Here is a 15,546-nt window from a genome sequence, read left to right as displayed (position 1 = left end):
CGACTTGTTGGTCCTTAAAACCTCTCGTAAGATGTAGACATTCAATTCTATTATTTCAACGCCTTTGCGTAGGTCTTTATCGCACGATCACGGGCAATCTGATGGTCAACCATAGGCTCACAATAGGCTGGAGTACCTAATTCAGGAACCCATTGTTTTATATATTCCTGATTTTTATCGAACTTCTCAGCCTGAAGCGTCGGATTAAAAACCCTGAAATACGGGGCTGCGTCACAGCCACTGCCTGAGGCCCATTGCCAGTTACCATTATTGGCCGACAGATCATAATCATTTAATTTTTGCGCAAAGTAGGCCTCCCCCCATCTCCAGTCAATCAAAAGGTGTTTACAAAGAAAACTGGCTACGACCATTCGTACGCGATTGTGCATATAACCGGAAGTATTCAATTGGCGCATACCCGCATCTACTAAAGGATATCCGGTCTGTCCTTCACACCATTGCTGGAATTCTACCTCATCGTTCCGCCATTGTATGGCGTCGTATTGCTTTCTAAAGGATTCGGTAACAACATGCGGATAGTGATAGAGAATCTGCATAAAAAATTCACGCCAGATCAATTCAGACAACCAGGTCGCATTGTGTTTGAAAGCAAAGGTAACACACCGACGTACACTGATTGTTCCAAAACGAAGTGCTATCCCCAAATGAGTAGTGCCCATTAACGCTGGATAATCGCGGGTTTTATCATAGTGATCAATGATAGTAGCATCCAGGTGTGGTTCTTTAAAGCTAAGATCGGTCTCTAAAAAACCTAAGTTCTCCAAAGAAATGATCTGCTGATGCTTTTGCTGAACGAAGGATTCCATTGCGTAGGTATAGGAACGATGGTCATCAGGACGTAATTTCTCACGCCATTTTTTTGCATAAGGCGTATAAACCGTATATGGTGTCCCATCATTCTTTAAGATATCTGCTTTATCAAAAATAACCTGATCTTTCACAGCTTTGAAGGGAATTCCCTTAGCTTGACAGAACTCAAAAATTTCTTTGTCCCGCGCAATTGCCATTGGCTCATAGTCCCGATTACAATAGACGCCCTGCACATCAAATTTTTCAACCAAGTCCCTGTAGATAGCGATAGGTTTACCATAGAACGTATTCAACGTTGCACCACTTTCCCCTAGTATAGTATTGATACGGGTTAAAGCCTCATGGATGTAATGAAGACGTCGATCCCTTTTATCCTCCAATTGCTTCAAAATTTCCTCGTCAAATATGAAGATAGGTAATACGGGATAACCCAAAGCCAGCGCGCGAGCAAGCCCGGCATTATCATCCAGCCGTAAATCACGACGAAACCAAAACACAATAATTTTATTTTTTTCCATAAAAACGACCAATATTTACCATCATTACCCATGTTAACAATTTTAAAGGGTAAAAGGTTAACTCAATAATTCGGTAAAAATACCTCTATAAACAGACTGAACCATCAAAGGTACTTGAAATTCCCCTTGATGGTTCAGCATTGAATAATTTTATTGTGCTAGTTTTTCAAACTTGCCATGTCAATAACAAACCGGTATTTAACATCACTTTTCAATAGTCTATCATAAGCATGATTGATATCCTGCATTTTAATCAGCTCTATGTCGGATATAATATTGTGTTTACCACAAAAATCAAGCATCTCCTGTGTTTCGGCTATCCCCCCGATCATCGAACCTGAAAAACTCTTTCGTGTTGGAATCAGGCTAAAAGGAGCCACAGGAAGTGGATGCTCCGGAGCACCAACAAGAGTCAGGGAACCATCTCGTTTCAATAAACTTAAATAGGCATTGATGTCATGCTGTGCCGAAACGCAATCTAAAATGAAATGTAAAGTTCCCGCATGCGCTTTCATTTGTTCTGTATCAGTTGACAAGATCACTTCATCGGCACCTAAACGTTTGGCGTCATCCACTTTAGACGCAGACGTTGTAATGACAACAACTTGTGCTCCCATTGCTTTCGCTATTTTTACCCCCATGTGTCCCAAGCCGCCGATACCTACGATACCTACTTTTTTTCCTGGTCCCACATTCCAATGCCTCAAAGGCGAATAAGTGGTAATTCCAGCACATAATAAAGGCGCTGTTGCTGCAAGATCCAAATTTTCAGGAATGTGGAGCACAAAATCCTGGTCTACTACAACGCGTTCGGAATAACCGCCGAATGTCTGTTTATTAAGGTGCTTATCGTGTCCATTGTAGGTTTGAATATTTCCATTTTCACAATATTGTTCCAGTCCTTCCTTACAACTTTCACATTCGCGACAACTATCTACCATACAGCCTACACCAGCCAAATCGCCGACTTTAAACTTGGTCACCGCTGAGCCAACTTGAGTAATTCGCCCTACAATTTCATGGCCGGGTACATTCGGATAAACGGTCCCACCCCATTCGTTTCGCGCTGTATGTAAATCCGAATGGCAAACTCCACAAAATAAGATATCAATCTCGACATCTTTCTCCGTCACTTCGCGACGTTCAATATCCATCTGTTTTAGATCGGCCGTTGGTGCACTTGTTCCAAAAGCTCTAATTGAAAATGTACTCATACTTGATAAAATTGTTGTTTTCTGTTTTAAATGACTGCATAAAATTCCTATGTACAACACAGATTCCATCCGCACGATAAAATTAACCAATGGATGGAAAAAATGTTTTGAAGGAACGATAACAAAAGTAAAAAGCAACTTTCAGAATTATGTTGCCATAAAGCTCAAGTTGCTGTTTCTTTACGGCTCACCGCATCATGCTTGAACATCTGCGATAAGCTAAGCTTTGTAAACCGCACGGGTTCGTCAGGATTTTCTACCTGCTCAAACGAACTAATCAGCATCTTCTACCTGTACAGACGGATTAATCAGTATCTTCTACCTGTACAAATTGCATTGCCAACCCCTGTTTCTGGCAGATGTTCAGAATAGAAAATTCCAATCGGGTACTAATCCGCAGGACAAGCAAAAATTGCTGATCATCCAACAATAAATCAATATTTTTTATCTCCGGGAAACTCTGATAGAGAAAATGATAAATCTCGCTGGCTTTCCACTTCAGCTTACGAGATAAAGAATAAACAACTTTATACATATTTAGATTATTTCAAAATTTTAACGGCAATTTGTTGTAATTGGTGGTTCAAAAAAGGCATCTGTTTCAGTTCCTCAAAATCTCGGGCTAGTCGAACCTTTTTATTTTCATTTTCCAGCGCAAGAGCGAGGCTATCCAAGCGCTCCACATCATTGTGTATCAATAAATAACAATCAATATCGGGATCCAGTACCCCCATCATTTCAGGGCGGATCGTTTCCTCTGTCTCCACCATGACCAAAACGCATCTTTCTGATGCAAAGCTATCCACCGACTTGCCTACTTTCGCATTTAACACCATAGTTGTCATCCTGTTTATTGTCTGTATAAAAAGAATCGATCAATCAAAATAGACATATTTTGTATTTTTGTCGAAACCACCTTCTAAAAAAAGAACGATATACGTCCCTATTATTTACAATAACTTTTCTCGTTATCCTGTCGAATGGCTAGCGCAGCCCCTTAACACATATACTTGTCAACCAGGAAAGCCTCGCTTCAAAATCCGGAAAACGATCAAAAAGTAAAACTTCCTGCTCAAAACAACGTGATGTTGTCACTAACATTTCCGATAAAAACAAGACATCCTTTTCCTCCAAGGCCTGAATTTCTTCTTTCCTAACGGCTAATTCAATCATTTCACGAATCAGCTTAATCTCGTCATCCAGCATGTATCGTGTTTTTGAAACCATCAAGGCTGGGTCGGATTTCATATCTTCGAATGCGAGATGAAAGCGTTTCGTAATTAAATTAATCTGACGTAGTTTTGCTTGTAAAAAACCAACTAAATTATCTTCCAGTGAAGCGTCCCTGTTATAAGTTTTACTCGCGACCTCAAACACTTGCTGACATAAGTACTCCGCAATCGCATCAAAGACATCCATCTTACTGGTAAAATAGTAATACAACGTGCTCCGCCCCTTTCCACAAGCTTTTGAAATATCCTGCATGGAAACCCTTGCAAATCCATAGGTTTCAAACACTTTCATGGATGATAAGATAATTTCCTCTTTAATATTTTCTTGTTGACCTGTCATTACTCGACAAATCTACAAAAAATGTCGAAAAATCAATTCACCCAGCCAACTTTTTTTCGCCACTCATTATAGGTGTCGTTCTCTTGATCCAGAAATGGAATTCGCTCCACATCTTCAATTTTATTCATTTCTTTAGGATTAAGGGGTAAAAGGTTCATTGTGCTCCTTAAGCTGTTTATTGCATTTTTATCTTCCACGGGATAAATACTGCCACAGCTGCTTAACTGTGTCCCATAACGTTGCGGCTTACTTTTGAAAACCTGAATTCGATCGTGCAAATAAGCCAGATTTGCGAGATTGATGTCCATGATATTATCAAGAAGCAACTGATAACAATCTTGCATAAATTGAGGTTCTCCTATCGCATGCTGAACAATCAGCCAAGCTGAATTGCTAGCTGCTTCGCCGACTTTTGAAATAGTTGGATAACCTATTTCGACAATGATTTCACGTAATCTTTTTGCATTCCGTCGGTGAATTGTTTCCATCTCCACATGATATCCACCATGAAGCTCTCCCCTCTGCAATAACTTTTCCCGCATTGATTCGTCGTCCTGCGCTAATCGGATAATCTCTTCCGCAATATTTCTATATAACATCTCAATTTTCTAAAATTTTTAATACGTATTTTACTTCTCTAAATCCTTTCCGCCTCGGCCGGTAACCTATTACATTCATAAGCTATCTTGCTCAACTATTGCTAGATTACATTTGATTTGAATACATCGACGGAAATACACTACGTTTTATGTATAATCTTATTCAGGTGACTTACATCAGTCAGCCCAAATTCAGCGACAATTTCCTTTAAGGGAACTCTTCCTGTTGCTATTCTTTGACGTATTAATGTATTGCGGTAGTTTTGAATATATTCGCGTAAGGTAATTCCTGCCTGACGTTTAAAGTAAATACCGAGATAATCGTTGGCAATGTTAAAATGCTCCGCCATTATTTGTATCCGTAAACGATTGGGATCGTAAATATTTTTATGTATATAACAAAACATGGCCTGCAGGTCACGGCTTTTAAAACTATTGCTACGCAATTCGGGCATATTCCGCTGCAAAACATGTACAACACTGAATAATTGGAACCAAATAAGCTCCTGATTTACAATTTGATCTTTTCTTAATAAGAGAAGGGTATCAAAGATCAGTGTTATTATCGCATTATCTTCTCCAACTAACTGAAACCCCATCTGATGAGTTTCTCTACTTTTTATAAGATATTCCAGCTGTTGTATAGCGGACGTAGAACCCGAACTGTTACGACCAAGGTAGGCGTCGGTGAACTTAAGATATACAAAATGGGTGAGTTGTTCGATTTCAAAATAATGTTGGTCATCTGGCCCTAGTAGAAAGATCGACCCTGCTTTGTAAGGAAATGAATGCCCATTAACAATATGTCGCCCTGTCCCCTCACGAATAAAAATGAACTCGTAATGATTGTGATTGTGTTCCGGATGAGTCCATTCAAGTATCTTAAACCCTGAAATAAGCACCGGTTCAAACTGACGATAACGTTTCATTTCAGAAATATACCTAATTATATTGGATTTTTACATTAAAACCCACTAAGCTTCCAACTAACTTTGGCCCTATAAGTAATATAGAAAGATGAAGACTAGAAAAAACACCGCTTTAGTTGTTGGCGCCAATGGCGTTATTGGCAACAATCTCATAGACTATCTTGAAAAGATGGAGGAATGGGAAATTATAGGTTTATCACGACGAGCAAATGCCGATCGGGCTAACGTTCGTTTTATCGCTGTAGATTTATTGGATATAGCCGATTGTCTCAAAAAGCTAGGCAACATGGATACCGTAACCCATATTTACTACGTTGCTTATCAGGATAGACCGACCTGGGCTGAGCTAGTGGAGCCCAATATGAAAATGCTAAGCAATGTTTTGACCGCGGTGGAACCGGTAGCAAGTGATCTTCAGCACATCAGCTTAATGCAAGGGTATAAAGTATATGGTGCTCATCTGGGCCCTTTCAAGACACCAGCCAAAGAATCAGATGCCGGACATATGCCGCCGGAATTCAATACCAGCCAACAGCAATACCTCGAACAATTGCAAAAGGGTAAGAAATGGACTTGGTCAGCGATGCGTCCGTCAGTTGTTGGTGGAACGGCCCCCAATAATCCCATGAATCTAGCGATGCTCATTGCTGTATATGCATCTATCTCAAAAGAACTCGGTATTCCACTTCGATTTCCAGGAAAAATTGGCGCTTTTCAGACATTGATGGAAATGACCGATGCAACACTATTAGCCAAAGCAACGGTATGGGCCTCGACCAATCCACAAGCGGCCAATCAAGCCTTCAACATTAACAACGGCGATCTCTTCCGCTGGAAGGAACTATGGCCCAAATTAGCGGCCTATTTTGATATGGAAAGCGCTGATCCTATTCCGCTATCACTCAACACAATGATGGCAGATAAGGAGCCTATATGGCAAAAATTAAAAGAAAAGCATTTATTAAGCTATAGCTATGATCAAGTTTCAGCTTGGCCTTTTGGCGATTTTGTATTTTCTTGGGATTATGATTTTTTTGCCGATGGCACAAAGGCAAGGCGTCTCGGCTTTCATGAATTTATTGACACCGAACAAATGTTTTATCAGCTCTTTGACGAAATGCGTAAAAAAAGAATAATTCCATAATAGCAAAGATTAAATTTTACCGTCTATTTTTGTAACTTACCCGGCTCAAGCATAACCTTTACTTCATTGCAATTTCATCCGGTATCATTTTATCGTTTCATAGTCAAAAGGATAGCAGATGTTTTGATAAAACAAACAATATGAATACAAAAAAAGCCTTTGTAGTTGGATCAGGAAAACTGGCAAACGCGATACTGGAAGCCGATTATTCCATCCCCAATGTAGAAATTCTACCTTGGCAGCCATCCATTACAACGTCGTCGCCATCGATCATTATACATGCCGGATCGGGTCGGGAGTTGCAAGATTGTCTTGATTTTTGTGCACGTACAGATTCGTTATTCATTGAACTGTCTACAGGGCTAGAGACCGAAAAGCTCGAGACAGCGTTTCCACTTGTCATTTGCCCAAATACCTCCATACTTTTGCTAAAAACACTCCATATGCTTCAACAATTTGGTCATAATTTCAAAGACTACGAAATATCTATTATGGAGTCTCATCAGTCCTCCAAGCTTACTGAACCAGGTACAGCTTATCATATAGCCAATTCTTTACATGTCGCTCATGAACGCGTTATCTCTATTCGCGATGCAAAAACGCAAGCTTATAAAATCCATATTCCCGTTGCCTACTTAGAAAAGCATGCCTACCATCAGATTGTGATCAAAGATAAAAATGATGAAATTAAAATTGAGACCAAGGTCCTCGGACATGATTCTTATTCCAATGGTGTCAAAAAAATCCTTGAAGCATGTGTCAACAATAAATTAGCCAATAGAAGGCATACTGTATTGGATTTGGTAGCTATGGGGCTACTTTAGTTAAACTTTCAATTTAGAAAGGAGCTTTCTACACAACGTCTAAAAATATGGGATTTGGAGTATTTATCTTTATACCGTTGCTGATAATTCTGCTGTTATGCGGGGTTATCACAAAAAGACGATTCTTCGGGTATGCAATTTTATCTCTGATCGGTGGCGCAATTATACTTTTTTCTTTGTCTCAATTTTTTCAATGGATCACGAGCCCAAAAATCCTAAAAAAAGAAGATTATTATGGTACCTACCACATAAAGCGTGACCTGTTCCCAGGAAAACAAGCTGACTGGCAATATAATAGCTACAATTTTGTCATAAAGGATAACGATTCGATTTATTTCAACGTCGTAAGTGCGGGTAAAGTATCCAAAGTTTACAAAGGCAAGATCGAAACAGTCTGTCCTTACCAATCCGCACGCTTAAAACTGTGGATGGACTTCCCCGCTCATCATATTCTTGCTTCAGATCCAACGGTATACCGAAGCCCTTTAGGCTTCTATTTGGTATTTTATTCGTCGAAATATAACAACGTTTTTTTTGAAAAAGACTGACATTGAAGCGTTATTTAACATGACAAGATATTTTCTCTATGTACAGATCACTGTCCTAGGTAACATGCATAAAAAAACACCAAAAAATGGTGTTTTCTTATTTTATAATAAATAATAGGATTAGTTTGCTAGCATCTATTTCCCTTTTGCCTTTAGAAATCGTTTTGACAAATATTGCCGTACGGGTATATCGTATAACTTCAAACAGCCGTATGCAAGCACAATACTTCCGATCACAACAGCCGCTGCTCCGGGCAACGACTCTTCAAAACTCAGATTTTCATTCTTAACCCAAGCATAGTATAGATAGATAAAGGGATAATGTACCATATACAAAGGATAGGATATATCACCTAAAAACTTGCAAAGCCAACTTGTAATACCATTACCGCCCTTGCCAGAAGCGCCTAACACAACGAGTAAAGGGAAAACCACGACACAACATAGCGTGTCGTATAAACCATTCATCCATAGTTGCTCGGCACCACCAATGCGCGGCATAGCCAAAAGTGGCACTAGGATCAAACTACAAATCCAAAATGCGCCCTTAATCTGTAAAGACTTAAATACTCTAGATAAGAATAAGCCTGCTGTAAATGAAAACAAAAGACGAAGTGAACCCGCCGTAAATTCCGTTTCTGTGAGTGAAAAACCAGCACAGATATCTCCCAAAGGTCCCAATATCGCAAAGGCCGCCAACCCTATCCCGAATAAAACAACGAGCCCAGCCAATACTTTGGTTGAAAATCTACGAATAATCAATGCATACAGAATATTACCGATGTATTCGAAAAACAACGACCAGCTCGGCCCATTTAATGGAAACATCTCCCCAAGCCCTCTCACTTCTTGCCCTGGAATGGCAGGAATCAACAAGGCATTCAAAAGGGTCGCGATTGCCAGCGAAGAAAATGTCACCTTAGTCACATCCCAAACAGAACATCCCTGAAAATAAAACATGACTGCTCCAATGATCGCACCCATTACAACCATCGGATGTAAACGTATTATCCGACGCTTGATAAATTCTTTTATTGTCATTGTCTTCCAACGATCGTCATAAGCATAGCCCACGACAAAACCTGAAAGCATAAAGAAAAAGTCAACGGCCAAATAACCGTGATTAATACGCTGGTCTAAATGGCTCGTCGCAAAGGCTTCAAAAATATGGAAGCAAACAACAGTTATAGCTGCTACACCGCGTAACCCGTCAAGTACTGCATAATGTGGTTTGGTATCTGCATAAACGGAAGTCGGTATTTGAGTATCGGACATAAAAACAAAACGATTTGATTGATTTTTTTACAAGGACGTAAATATAAACAAAATCGTCCATGCAGATTTGTAACAAGTTTACCGGTGCTCCATTTTTAAAGGCTGTTAATTAACACTGGGAATATAATCCGGTAAGTAAACCTGCTCTTTTTGCATATTTTGGATGTAAATTTTAGAATAAATTTCCAAACGGATATCGGTGATGTCTGTAGTCGTCGGCTTGTCGTCTTCATCTTCTCCAAATGAAAAAATCTGTTCTTCCCTTCTATTTTTTTTATGCAAAAAATAGTAAAAGTCTTTATTTTCCCAACCTTTTATATCACTTCCAGCATCATCTTGAACCTTCAATTTTGTAAACGTCTTCTGTAGATAGTTGTAAATATTTTGAAAATCATCTTTATTTTTTGAAGTCTTCAGTGCATATAGATAAGCAAATTCACCATTTTTATCCTCTGCCACTGTCAACGCTGGAAAAGGAACTCCGTTTAATATGGCTATGGTGTCCTTATCTTCATTGTAAGAAACCGTGGTGTAACGATAACCGAAATCTCTGACCGGCTTTAATTTTCGTGTTCCCCAGACTGCAGTAGACTCGATATAAAATGGTGTTGGCAAACTCCCTTCTGAATTAAAAACAGCAAGCGTATCCTTTTTAAATATGGCGGTTTCAAAGACTTCTTTCAACTCTTTCTTATCCATACTTTTAACGTCTGCATGCAGCAACTCTTCGCTCCTTTTTATCTTGGGGCCATAAAATTTGGATGCATTAAAGGTTCTATCCAATTTTTCAAGTATCACCCTGTCTGGATCTTGCGATTGACAGGAATACAGCATACCCGATAAAAGGATCAGACAGCATACACTATAATATAGAAAATGAAACGGCTTCATCGGAATTGTCATTTAAATTATTTTTTGGGTTATGATCTTTACTTTGCCGTAAAGATCTTCAAACTAAAATAAATTTGTATTCATTTGCAAATGAAATTGTGCGGGATTAACACCTTTTGACTTTTTAGAAGTGCAGCGCAATCCAAAGTACATCATTCGTGGTCGCTTGCTATTTGGGAGTCCTTCTGCTCAAATTCAGAAACATCACTAAGTAAATTGGGCTTCCAAGCTACTAGTCAGACTATAAAACGTATTCTTGCATATAAAAATCAATTTATCTATGTTTGAAATATACAAATTGTGTTAATTTAAATAGATCAAGAACAAGCAAGCTCATATGATGTTCAAAAAGGTATTTTCTTTCGTTTTCTGCTGTTTGTCTACAGCCATTTTTTTCAACGTATCTGCACAAGATTTCAAGCTTTCCTCGTTGCCAAGTCAGTATCAAAAACCGGTCAAAAATGCACTAAAAGCTGCCGGCATGAATCGCACTGAATTAGAGAAAGTACTAGCGAAACTACCCAAAGAAATGCGTGAAGGGGCGGCTTTTCTCATAGCTTATATGCCCAAGAATGATTTAACGACTATTAAGAGTGATCATCTTATCCATAATATTGAAAAGGCTTACCAGGCAAGATCAACGTTTTCCTGGGCAAAGGAAATTCCAGATTCAATTTTTCTAAATGAGGTATTGCCCTATCGGGTTTTTTCTGAAGATCTCGACGATTGGCGTGGTGACTTCTACGATCGTTTCTCAAAATATGTGACAAATAGCAAAACGATAAAAGATGCCATTGTAGCCATAAATAAGAATATCAGAGATGAAGTGAAAGTCGATTACAATACGCAACGAAAAAAAGCAGATCAAAATCCATCTGAATCGATAAGCCAAGGAATGGCTTCTTGTACCGGATTATCCATTTTATTGATCGACGCATTGCGATCAGTAGGTATACCGGCTCGGATTGCGGGAACGCCAAACTGGCATGACAACCGTGGTAACCACAGTTGGGTCGAGGTGTGGATTAATGGTAAATGGTATTTTACTGAATATTATCCGGACAAAGACCTGAATTACAGCTGGTTTTTAGCAGACGCGGGTAAAGCCGATCCGAATAGCAAGGAACATTCTATTTATGCGGCTTCCTACAAACCGGCAGCTACCTCATTCCCGGCGTGGAGTGAAACAGAAGTGTATGCCGATAATGTTTCTCAGCGCTATATTGATCTATTCAATCAGCAATATAGCCAACAATTGAAGGACAAATCTTACACCCGTCTAAACGTAACCATGTATCTCAGTAAGGATCAATGTCAACCGGAAGGAAGAACAAAATGCAATGTAGATATCTTCCAAGGAAATGATCAAATTGGCGGAGGCTCGACTGCTACTAAACTGCAGGATGCGAATGATCATTTAACATTTATCGTGAAAAAAAATCAGTCTTATACATTGAGGTACAGCAATAAAAATGGGCCTACCGAAAAGAAAGTAACTGTAAATGATGAGCCTTTAAATGTGATATTATACTTCAATTAATGTAGATTATTATTTCGTAAATTGAAATTATGAAAAATATTTTTGACCAAACAGTGAGTGATGAAGTGATAGCACGGATTCAAAATCTTAATCCAGGCAGCAGTGCCCAATGGGGTAAAATGACTGTCGATGCCGTCTAATTAATCTCAGTTGCCAATTGGATCGCCAGGCGCGGGAGTGCACTGACGATCCAATTAAAGTTATCGCCACCAATGATAATAGTTATGCATGCCGTCGTATTCAAATCCACACCTCGGATAAAGACTATTACCGATAACATTTGTTTTCTCGGTCTCAAGCATCAGACCACAAGCTCCAGTCTCTTCACACCAAGCTTTACTTCGATCTATAAGCCGAACCGAAAGACCTTTACTCCGATGATCAGGATGCACAAATAGATCACTCAACAACCACTGCCGCTGCAATTTAGTATAATGAAACAATTTATAAAGCTGAACAAAACCAACCGCATGTTCGCCCTGAATTGCCAAAAAGATTTCTGACTCTCCGTTCAAAAATCGCTCCCTCAAAAATTCTTTGGCTTTTTCCAAATCCGATTCCTGTCTGTAGAAAATTCGATAAAGATTGAATAACGCTGCTGCTTGATCAAGATCCTCAAGACTTGCCTTTCTAATGTTATAATTCATTTCATTAAATAGTTTGATTTATAGTGCAAATGTATCCTAACTCTTTCGTATCAACCTCATCCAGATAGCAGATGTACAGTGGTCCAATCTTCGGTAGCATGGATTTCGATGCGACCAATAAACAAGTTCATAATAATTTCAAAAACAGACTTCATGCCCCTATAACTAATAGTTGTCGAATTATAAATGCTTCTGAACGAATTGTAATTCTTCGATGCAGTCAATTTATAAGGTCCCTATATTTAGATATGAAAAGGAGAAAATTAGCAGCTACAGACAGTGAAACCTTTATCAATTATTACCTACCAAATTGGCGATCCATTATCATTGGCAGTATTTTGATTTTAATGGGGATATCGACTTGTTTTATCGGTTATCATCCTCATAATTCACTTAAAGAGAATTTCAGCGCCATGGTACTTGACTTTAAAGACGTATTTCGCTTTTTAGTCTCATTATTTATGCTGTTACTCCACTTATCTTTTATTATCGGCGGCTTCCTTCTTCTAAAAAACAGCAGGAAAGTTATCCGAGCCCGGACAGATAAAAAAGGATTGTATTTTAAACGGATCGAAAAAAAGACCGGGAGTGTGTGGGCTTTGGCAGATCTGGATGCGCTGGTATTCGTGCCCTACATTCAAATCGTTAATATCCGCGTTATTGAAAGCAATTGGTTGGGTCCGAGACTTGAGCTTGAGACTTTTCAAGGTAAAGAAATCCTGACCATGTTGAACGTATTAAGCCGAAAACAAAAAGAGCAAATTTGCCAAACCGTGAAAGAATTCGGCATTTAATAAGATTTACTGGTCCTTTTTTTTAAAGAAGAAAGTTTACTAAAATCAGGACAAACTGATCCTAGTAAACTTTTAATTTGATTTACTTGTTCGTATAATTTTATAATCAATCGTTGGGTAACAACTGATCGACATATTCTCTGATCTCTTGGGGTAACATCAGATAAACCGAGGTTTTCAGATTTGCTTTACTTGGTTCCCCATCGATGAAAATATTCTTAAATCCTTCATTGAGCCATTTCCCCTCATCTTCTAGATATCCATGATATTTGCTGTTTAAATTCTCAATAATATTATTATCGTTTCCCATGTTTTCCGTCATTTATTATATGTAATCTGCATCTAAAATATTCGACAGGGAAACATCAACTTTGGTGCCACTCCTCCTTAAAATTTTTAAATTTGGCTATCCAATAGCATGTTTTAAGTTTTCTTAACATTTACATAAGCTAACAGGACAAAACCACTAAGCGTTATATATCAATACATTACAATTCTAAAAAAACTACTTATTTTGCTTAAGTTGATATTATTTGCAATTTTTAGTAGTGAATACCGTAATTTTGTATTTTAATGTTTATAAACCTTTTACTTATGATACTAATAGCAGTTTTACTTCCTTGGTTATCGTTTTTTTTACGTGGTAAAATTCTAAGTGGCATTCTCTGTTTGATCCTTCAGATAACTATACTTGGTTGGATACCCGCAGCCATATGGGCGGTTGCATCGCGTGTTGACGGGAAAAATGAACAGCGCATGCGTAAATTGGAACGCAATATGCGTAATTACCGATAAATCATTAGGGCTCCGTTATTCGATAACCCGAACATCATTTAGATTCCAAAAATTGTTGTACTTGTTTTAATGTAAAATCAATCAGTTCAACGTTGACATCGCCATTAAAATCAGCCATCATATAGTTGCCATGATTTGCCGGTAGAATAAGTAATCGTGCAGCAGGAATCTGCTGTTGCATAGCAGCTAAATGTGTCGTTTTCACAACATCTTGGTCTCCGCCTAGCAAAAATACGGGGCAGGTCAAACGCGTTAAGGATTCGGCGTCAAAATCCTGAAAGTGTATCATGCGCTGGCTGTCTTTTTCATACATATTTCTAAACTTCTCTGGATCTGGGTTCAGCTTCATAAAATTCTCCTTCAGAAATGGCGGCATATCGTTAATAGTTGACGCTTCCATACTTTCAAAAAAACCATCCAGAAGCCCCTCTCTTTTGGTATTTCCAGATGCTGCTATCAGCTTTTCGACCTTGTCTGGATACATCGTCGCAAATTTCAAAAGGGTTGTCGCTCCATTACTAAAGCCAAAAAACGAAGCTTTTCCGATGGAAAGAAAATCTAGAACAGCCAAAATATCTTTGGCATCCTGCTCGAATGTTTCAGCTGAGGATCGATGATCGGATCTTCCATGATTTTGGAGATCTATCAAAATCAACTGATACTGATCATGCAACCTTTTTACAGTCTCCTCAAAATCCGAAAAACCGGAGGAGCCACCACCATGAATAAGAACGAGAGGTTTTCCTGTGCCAAATATTTCGTAGTAAAGTTTTATCCCGTTAGCAGGTGCATAACCGCTTTTCGATTCTATTTCACGCATAATTTATACTAAATGGTCTATATTTTTATCATTAGCAACACGCTTCTACAGCGATTTGTTTTCTATAAATTTTTTAAAACTTAACAAGACCCCATCGGTAAAAGACTGTTGCAGGTCCAAACTTGTAAACGGATCAGGGTCGAAAGTTTCGCGAATAATTGTATTGTTGTCAATCGCCTGAAATTCCACAATACACTTTCTTCCCCCACTGTTACTTTCAATAGACTCCATCCAAATAATCTCATCGTACACACCCACATAATCAAATCCTTCGCGACTATTTTTTTGTTCCATTCTAAAATTAAACATCCCTCCTTCCCTAAAATCGATACCAGCAGCCGGACAGTGCCAATCGTCAAATGGGATATTCCATTGCATAATGGCATCAGCATCATTCCAGTATTTCCAAACATCGGCTAGCTGCTTTTCAACTAAAATAACCGAAACCAATTTTTTTACAGGTTGATCTTTATGTTTCATAGGATGTTTTAAATGATAAGAATCCTTTTATCTATCTACACCGGTTTAAAATCATTCCGTTCAATGTACTGAGATAAAAGGCTACATTGAACGACATCACAATATTAATAAACTATACAGAAATT

At 38.6% G+C, this 15,546-nt stretch carries 19 protein-coding genes; 6 read left to right on the top strand and 13 right to left on the bottom strand.

Annotated features, from left to right (window positions below):
• Positions 1-50 precede the first annotated feature (50 nt).
• The 7 genes from B3600_RS17915 to B3600_RS17885 all read right to left on the bottom strand — a co-directional run bounded on the left by B3600_RS17915 (position 51) and on the right by B3600_RS17885 (position 5,663).
• Positions 51-1,349, bottom strand: a complete 1,299-nt coding sequence (locus B3600_RS17915; RefSeq protein ID WP_286753841.1) for a cryptochrome/photolyase family protein — start codon at positions 1,347-1,349, stop codon at positions 51-53.
• Positions 1,350-1,507: 158 nt separating this feature from the next.
• Positions 1,508-2,563, bottom strand: a complete 1,056-nt coding sequence (locus B3600_RS17910) for an NAD(P)-dependent alcohol dehydrogenase (RefSeq protein ID WP_286753840.1) — start codon at positions 2,561-2,563, stop codon at positions 1,508-1,510.
• A 304-nt stretch (positions 2,564-2,867) separates the two neighbouring features.
• A complete protein-coding gene (locus tag B3600_RS17905; protein WP_046674596.1) occupies positions 2,868-3,098 on the bottom strand; it encodes a hypothetical protein in 231 nt (76 codons plus the stop codon).
• A gap of 7 nt (positions 3,099-3,105) precedes the next feature.
• The gene (locus B3600_RS17900; protein ID WP_286753839.1) at positions 3,106-3,408 is read right to left on the bottom strand and encodes a hypothetical protein; all 303 of its coding nucleotides are present in this window, start codon (positions 3,406-3,408) and stop codon (positions 3,106-3,108) included.
• Positions 3,409-3,547: 139 nt separating this feature from the next.
• Complete coding sequence (locus B3600_RS17895) at positions 3,548-4,135, bottom strand: TetR/AcrR family transcriptional regulator (RefSeq protein ID WP_286753838.1); 588 nt, start codon at positions 4,133-4,135, stop codon at positions 3,548-3,550.
• A gap of 32 nt (positions 4,136-4,167) precedes the next feature.
• Complete coding sequence (locus tag B3600_RS17890; RefSeq protein ID WP_286753837.1) at positions 4,168-4,734, bottom strand: DUF6624 domain-containing protein; 567 nt, start codon at positions 4,732-4,734, stop codon at positions 4,168-4,170.
• A gap of 140 nt (positions 4,735-4,874) precedes the next feature.
• Positions 4,875-5,663 carry an AraC family transcriptional regulator gene (locus B3600_RS17885; RefSeq protein WP_286753835.1) on the bottom strand — a complete coding sequence of 263 codons (789 nt, stop codon included), beginning with the start codon at positions 5,661-5,663 and terminating at the stop codon, positions 4,875-4,877.
• An 88-nt stretch (positions 5,664-5,751) separates the two neighbouring features.
• On the opposite strand from B3600_RS17885, the gene B3600_RS17880 reads away from it, so the two are divergent.
• The 3 genes from B3600_RS17880 (at position 5,752) to B3600_RS17870 (ending at position 8,179) form a co-directional block, all read left to right on the top strand.
• Positions 5,752-6,807, top strand: a complete 1,056-nt coding sequence (locus B3600_RS17880; protein WP_286753834.1) for an SDR family oxidoreductase — start codon at positions 5,752-5,754, stop codon at positions 6,805-6,807.
• Between the two features lie 140 nt (positions 6,808-6,947).
• Complete coding sequence (locus B3600_RS17875; protein WP_112376204.1) at positions 6,948-7,631, top strand: dihydrodipicolinate reductase C-terminal domain-containing protein; 684 nt, start codon at positions 6,948-6,950, stop codon at positions 7,629-7,631.
• Between the two features lie 47 nt (positions 7,632-7,678).
• A complete protein-coding gene (locus B3600_RS17870) occupies positions 7,679-8,179 on the top strand; it encodes a hypothetical protein (protein WP_070565406.1) in 501 nt (166 codons plus the stop codon).
• Positions 8,180-8,314: 135 nt separating this feature from the next.
• Here the strand turns inward: B3600_RS17870 and B3600_RS17865 are convergent, their stop codons facing one another.
• Together B3600_RS17865 and B3600_RS17860 are read right to left on the bottom strand one after the other, a co-directional pair.
• On the bottom strand, positions 8,315-9,454 hold the full coding sequence (locus B3600_RS17865; RefSeq protein WP_070565408.1) for an acyltransferase family protein: 1,140 nt from the start codon (positions 9,452-9,454) through the stop codon (positions 8,315-8,317).
• Positions 9,455-9,559: 105 nt separating this feature from the next.
• The gene (locus B3600_RS17860) at positions 9,560-10,345 is read right to left on the bottom strand and encodes a hypothetical protein (RefSeq protein WP_286753833.1); all 786 of its coding nucleotides are present in this window, start codon (positions 10,343-10,345) and stop codon (positions 9,560-9,562) included.
• A gap of 337 nt (positions 10,346-10,682) precedes the next feature.
• Here B3600_RS17860 and B3600_RS17855 point away from each other — a divergent pair, with 337 nt between their 5' ends.
• Complete coding sequence (locus B3600_RS17855; RefSeq protein WP_286753832.1) at positions 10,683-11,885, top strand: transglutaminase-like domain-containing protein; 1,203 nt, start codon at positions 10,683-10,685, stop codon at positions 11,883-11,885.
• 200 nt (positions 11,886-12,085) lie between these two features.
• Here the strand turns inward: B3600_RS17855 and B3600_RS17850 are convergent, their stop codons facing one another.
• Entirely contained in the window at positions 12,086-12,532 is a 447-nt protein-coding gene (locus B3600_RS17850; protein ID WP_115049334.1) for a GNAT family N-acetyltransferase, read from the bottom strand.
• Between the two features lie 248 nt (positions 12,533-12,780).
• Between B3600_RS17850 and B3600_RS17845 the strand changes: the two genes are divergently transcribed.
• Positions 12,781-13,326 carry a hypothetical protein gene (locus tag B3600_RS17845; RefSeq protein ID WP_115049336.1) on the top strand — a complete coding sequence of 182 codons (546 nt, stop codon included), beginning with the start codon at positions 12,781-12,783 and terminating at the stop codon, positions 13,324-13,326.
• 106 nt (positions 13,327-13,432) lie between these two features.
• On the opposite strand, the gene B3600_RS17840 is transcribed toward B3600_RS17845, so the two are convergent.
• Positions 13,433-13,636 (bottom strand): hypothetical protein, encoded by a 204-nt coding sequence (locus B3600_RS17840; protein WP_139144971.1) that lies wholly within the window; start codon positions 13,634-13,636, stop codon positions 13,433-13,435.
• Between the two features lie 284 nt (positions 13,637-13,920).
• Between B3600_RS17840 and B3600_RS17835 the strand changes: the two genes are divergently transcribed.
• A complete protein-coding gene (locus B3600_RS17835) occupies positions 13,921-14,121 on the top strand; it encodes a YqaE/Pmp3 family membrane protein (RefSeq protein WP_046674694.1) in 201 nt (66 codons plus the stop codon).
• A 34-nt stretch (positions 14,122-14,155) separates the two neighbouring features.
• Here the strand turns inward: B3600_RS17835 and B3600_RS17830 are convergent, their stop codons facing one another.
• Together B3600_RS17830 and B3600_RS17825 are read right to left on the bottom strand one after the other, a co-directional pair.
• Complete coding sequence (locus tag B3600_RS17830; protein ID WP_046674583.1) at positions 14,156-14,941, bottom strand: alpha/beta fold hydrolase; 786 nt, start codon at positions 14,939-14,941, stop codon at positions 14,156-14,158.
• Positions 14,942-14,986: 45 nt separating this feature from the next.
• A complete protein-coding gene (locus tag B3600_RS17825; protein ID WP_070565417.1) occupies positions 14,987-15,421 on the bottom strand; it encodes an SRPBCC domain-containing protein in 435 nt (144 codons plus the stop codon).
• Positions 15,422-15,546: the final 125 nt, after the last annotated feature.

Origin of the sequence: Sphingobacterium sp. UBA2480, assembly GCF_002341965.1 — a bacterium.
GTDB classification, from domain to species: domain Bacteria; phylum Bacteroidota; class Bacteroidia; order Sphingobacteriales; family Sphingobacteriaceae; genus Sphingobacterium; species Sphingobacterium multivorum.
Note: the sequence above shows the minus strand (reverse complement) of the source record. Positions and strands in the feature narration are given on the sequence as shown.

Coding starts and splice junctions, on each gene's coding strand:
- B3600_RS17875 (WP_112376204.1), top strand. CDS start 6,948: ATGAATACAAAAAAAGCCTTTGTAGTTGGATCAGGAAAACTGGCAAAC.
- B3600_RS17870 (WP_070565406.1), top strand. CDS start 7,679: ATGGGATTTGGAGTATTTATCTTTATACCGTTGCTGATAATTCTGCTG.
- B3600_RS17910 (WP_286753840.1), bottom strand. CDS start 2,563: ATGAGTACATTTTCAATTAGAGCTTTTGGAACAAGTGCACCAACGGCC.
- B3600_RS17890 (WP_286753837.1), bottom strand. CDS start 4,734: ATGTTATATAGAAATATTGCGGAAGAGATTATCCGATTAGCGCAGGAC.
- B3600_RS17845 (WP_115049336.1), top strand. CDS start 12,781: ATGAAAAGGAGAAAATTAGCAGCTACAGACAGTGAAACCTTTATCAAT.
- B3600_RS17900 (WP_286753839.1), bottom strand. CDS start 3,408: ATGACAACTATGGTGTTAAATGCGAAAGTAGGCAAGTCGGTGGATAGC.
- B3600_RS17905 (WP_046674596.1), bottom strand. CDS start 3,098: ATGTATAAAGTTGTTTATTCTTTATCTCGTAAGCTGAAGTGGAAAGCC.
- B3600_RS17850 (WP_115049334.1), bottom strand. CDS start 12,532: ATGAATTATAACATTAGAAAGGCAAGTCTTGAGGATCTTGATCAAGCA.
- B3600_RS17830 (WP_046674583.1), bottom strand. CDS start 14,941: ATGCGTGAAATAGAATCGAAAAGCGGTTATGCACCTGCTAACGGGATA.
- B3600_RS17840 (WP_139144971.1), bottom strand. CDS start 13,636: ATGGGAAACGATAATAATATTATTGAGAATTTAAACAGCAAATATCAT.
- B3600_RS17895 (WP_286753838.1), bottom strand. CDS start 4,135: ATGACAGGTCAACAAGAAAATATTAAAGAGGAAATTATCTTATCATCC.
- B3600_RS17860 (WP_286753833.1), bottom strand. CDS start 10,345: ATGAAGCCGTTTCATTTTCTATATTATAGTGTATGCTGTCTGATCCTT.
- B3600_RS17825 (WP_070565417.1), bottom strand. CDS start 15,421: ATGAAACATAAAGATCAACCTGTAAAAAAATTGGTTTCGGTTATTTTA.
- B3600_RS17915 (WP_286753841.1), bottom strand. CDS start 1,349: ATGGAAAAAAATAAAATTATTGTGTTTTGGTTTCGTCGTGATTTACGG.
- B3600_RS17865 (WP_070565408.1), bottom strand. CDS start 9,454: ATGTCCGATACTCAAATACCGACTTCCGTTTATGCAGATACCAAACCA.
- B3600_RS17855 (WP_286753832.1), top strand. CDS start 10,683: ATGATGTTCAAAAAGGTATTTTCTTTCGTTTTCTGCTGTTTGTCTACA.
- B3600_RS17835 (WP_046674694.1), top strand. CDS start 13,921: ATGATACTAATAGCAGTTTTACTTCCTTGGTTATCGTTTTTTTTACGT.
- B3600_RS17885 (WP_286753835.1), bottom strand. CDS start 5,663: ATGAAACGTTATCGTCAGTTTGAACCGGTGCTTATTTCAGGGTTTAAG.
- B3600_RS17880 (WP_286753834.1), top strand. CDS start 5,752: ATGAAGACTAGAAAAAACACCGCTTTAGTTGTTGGCGCCAATGGCGTT.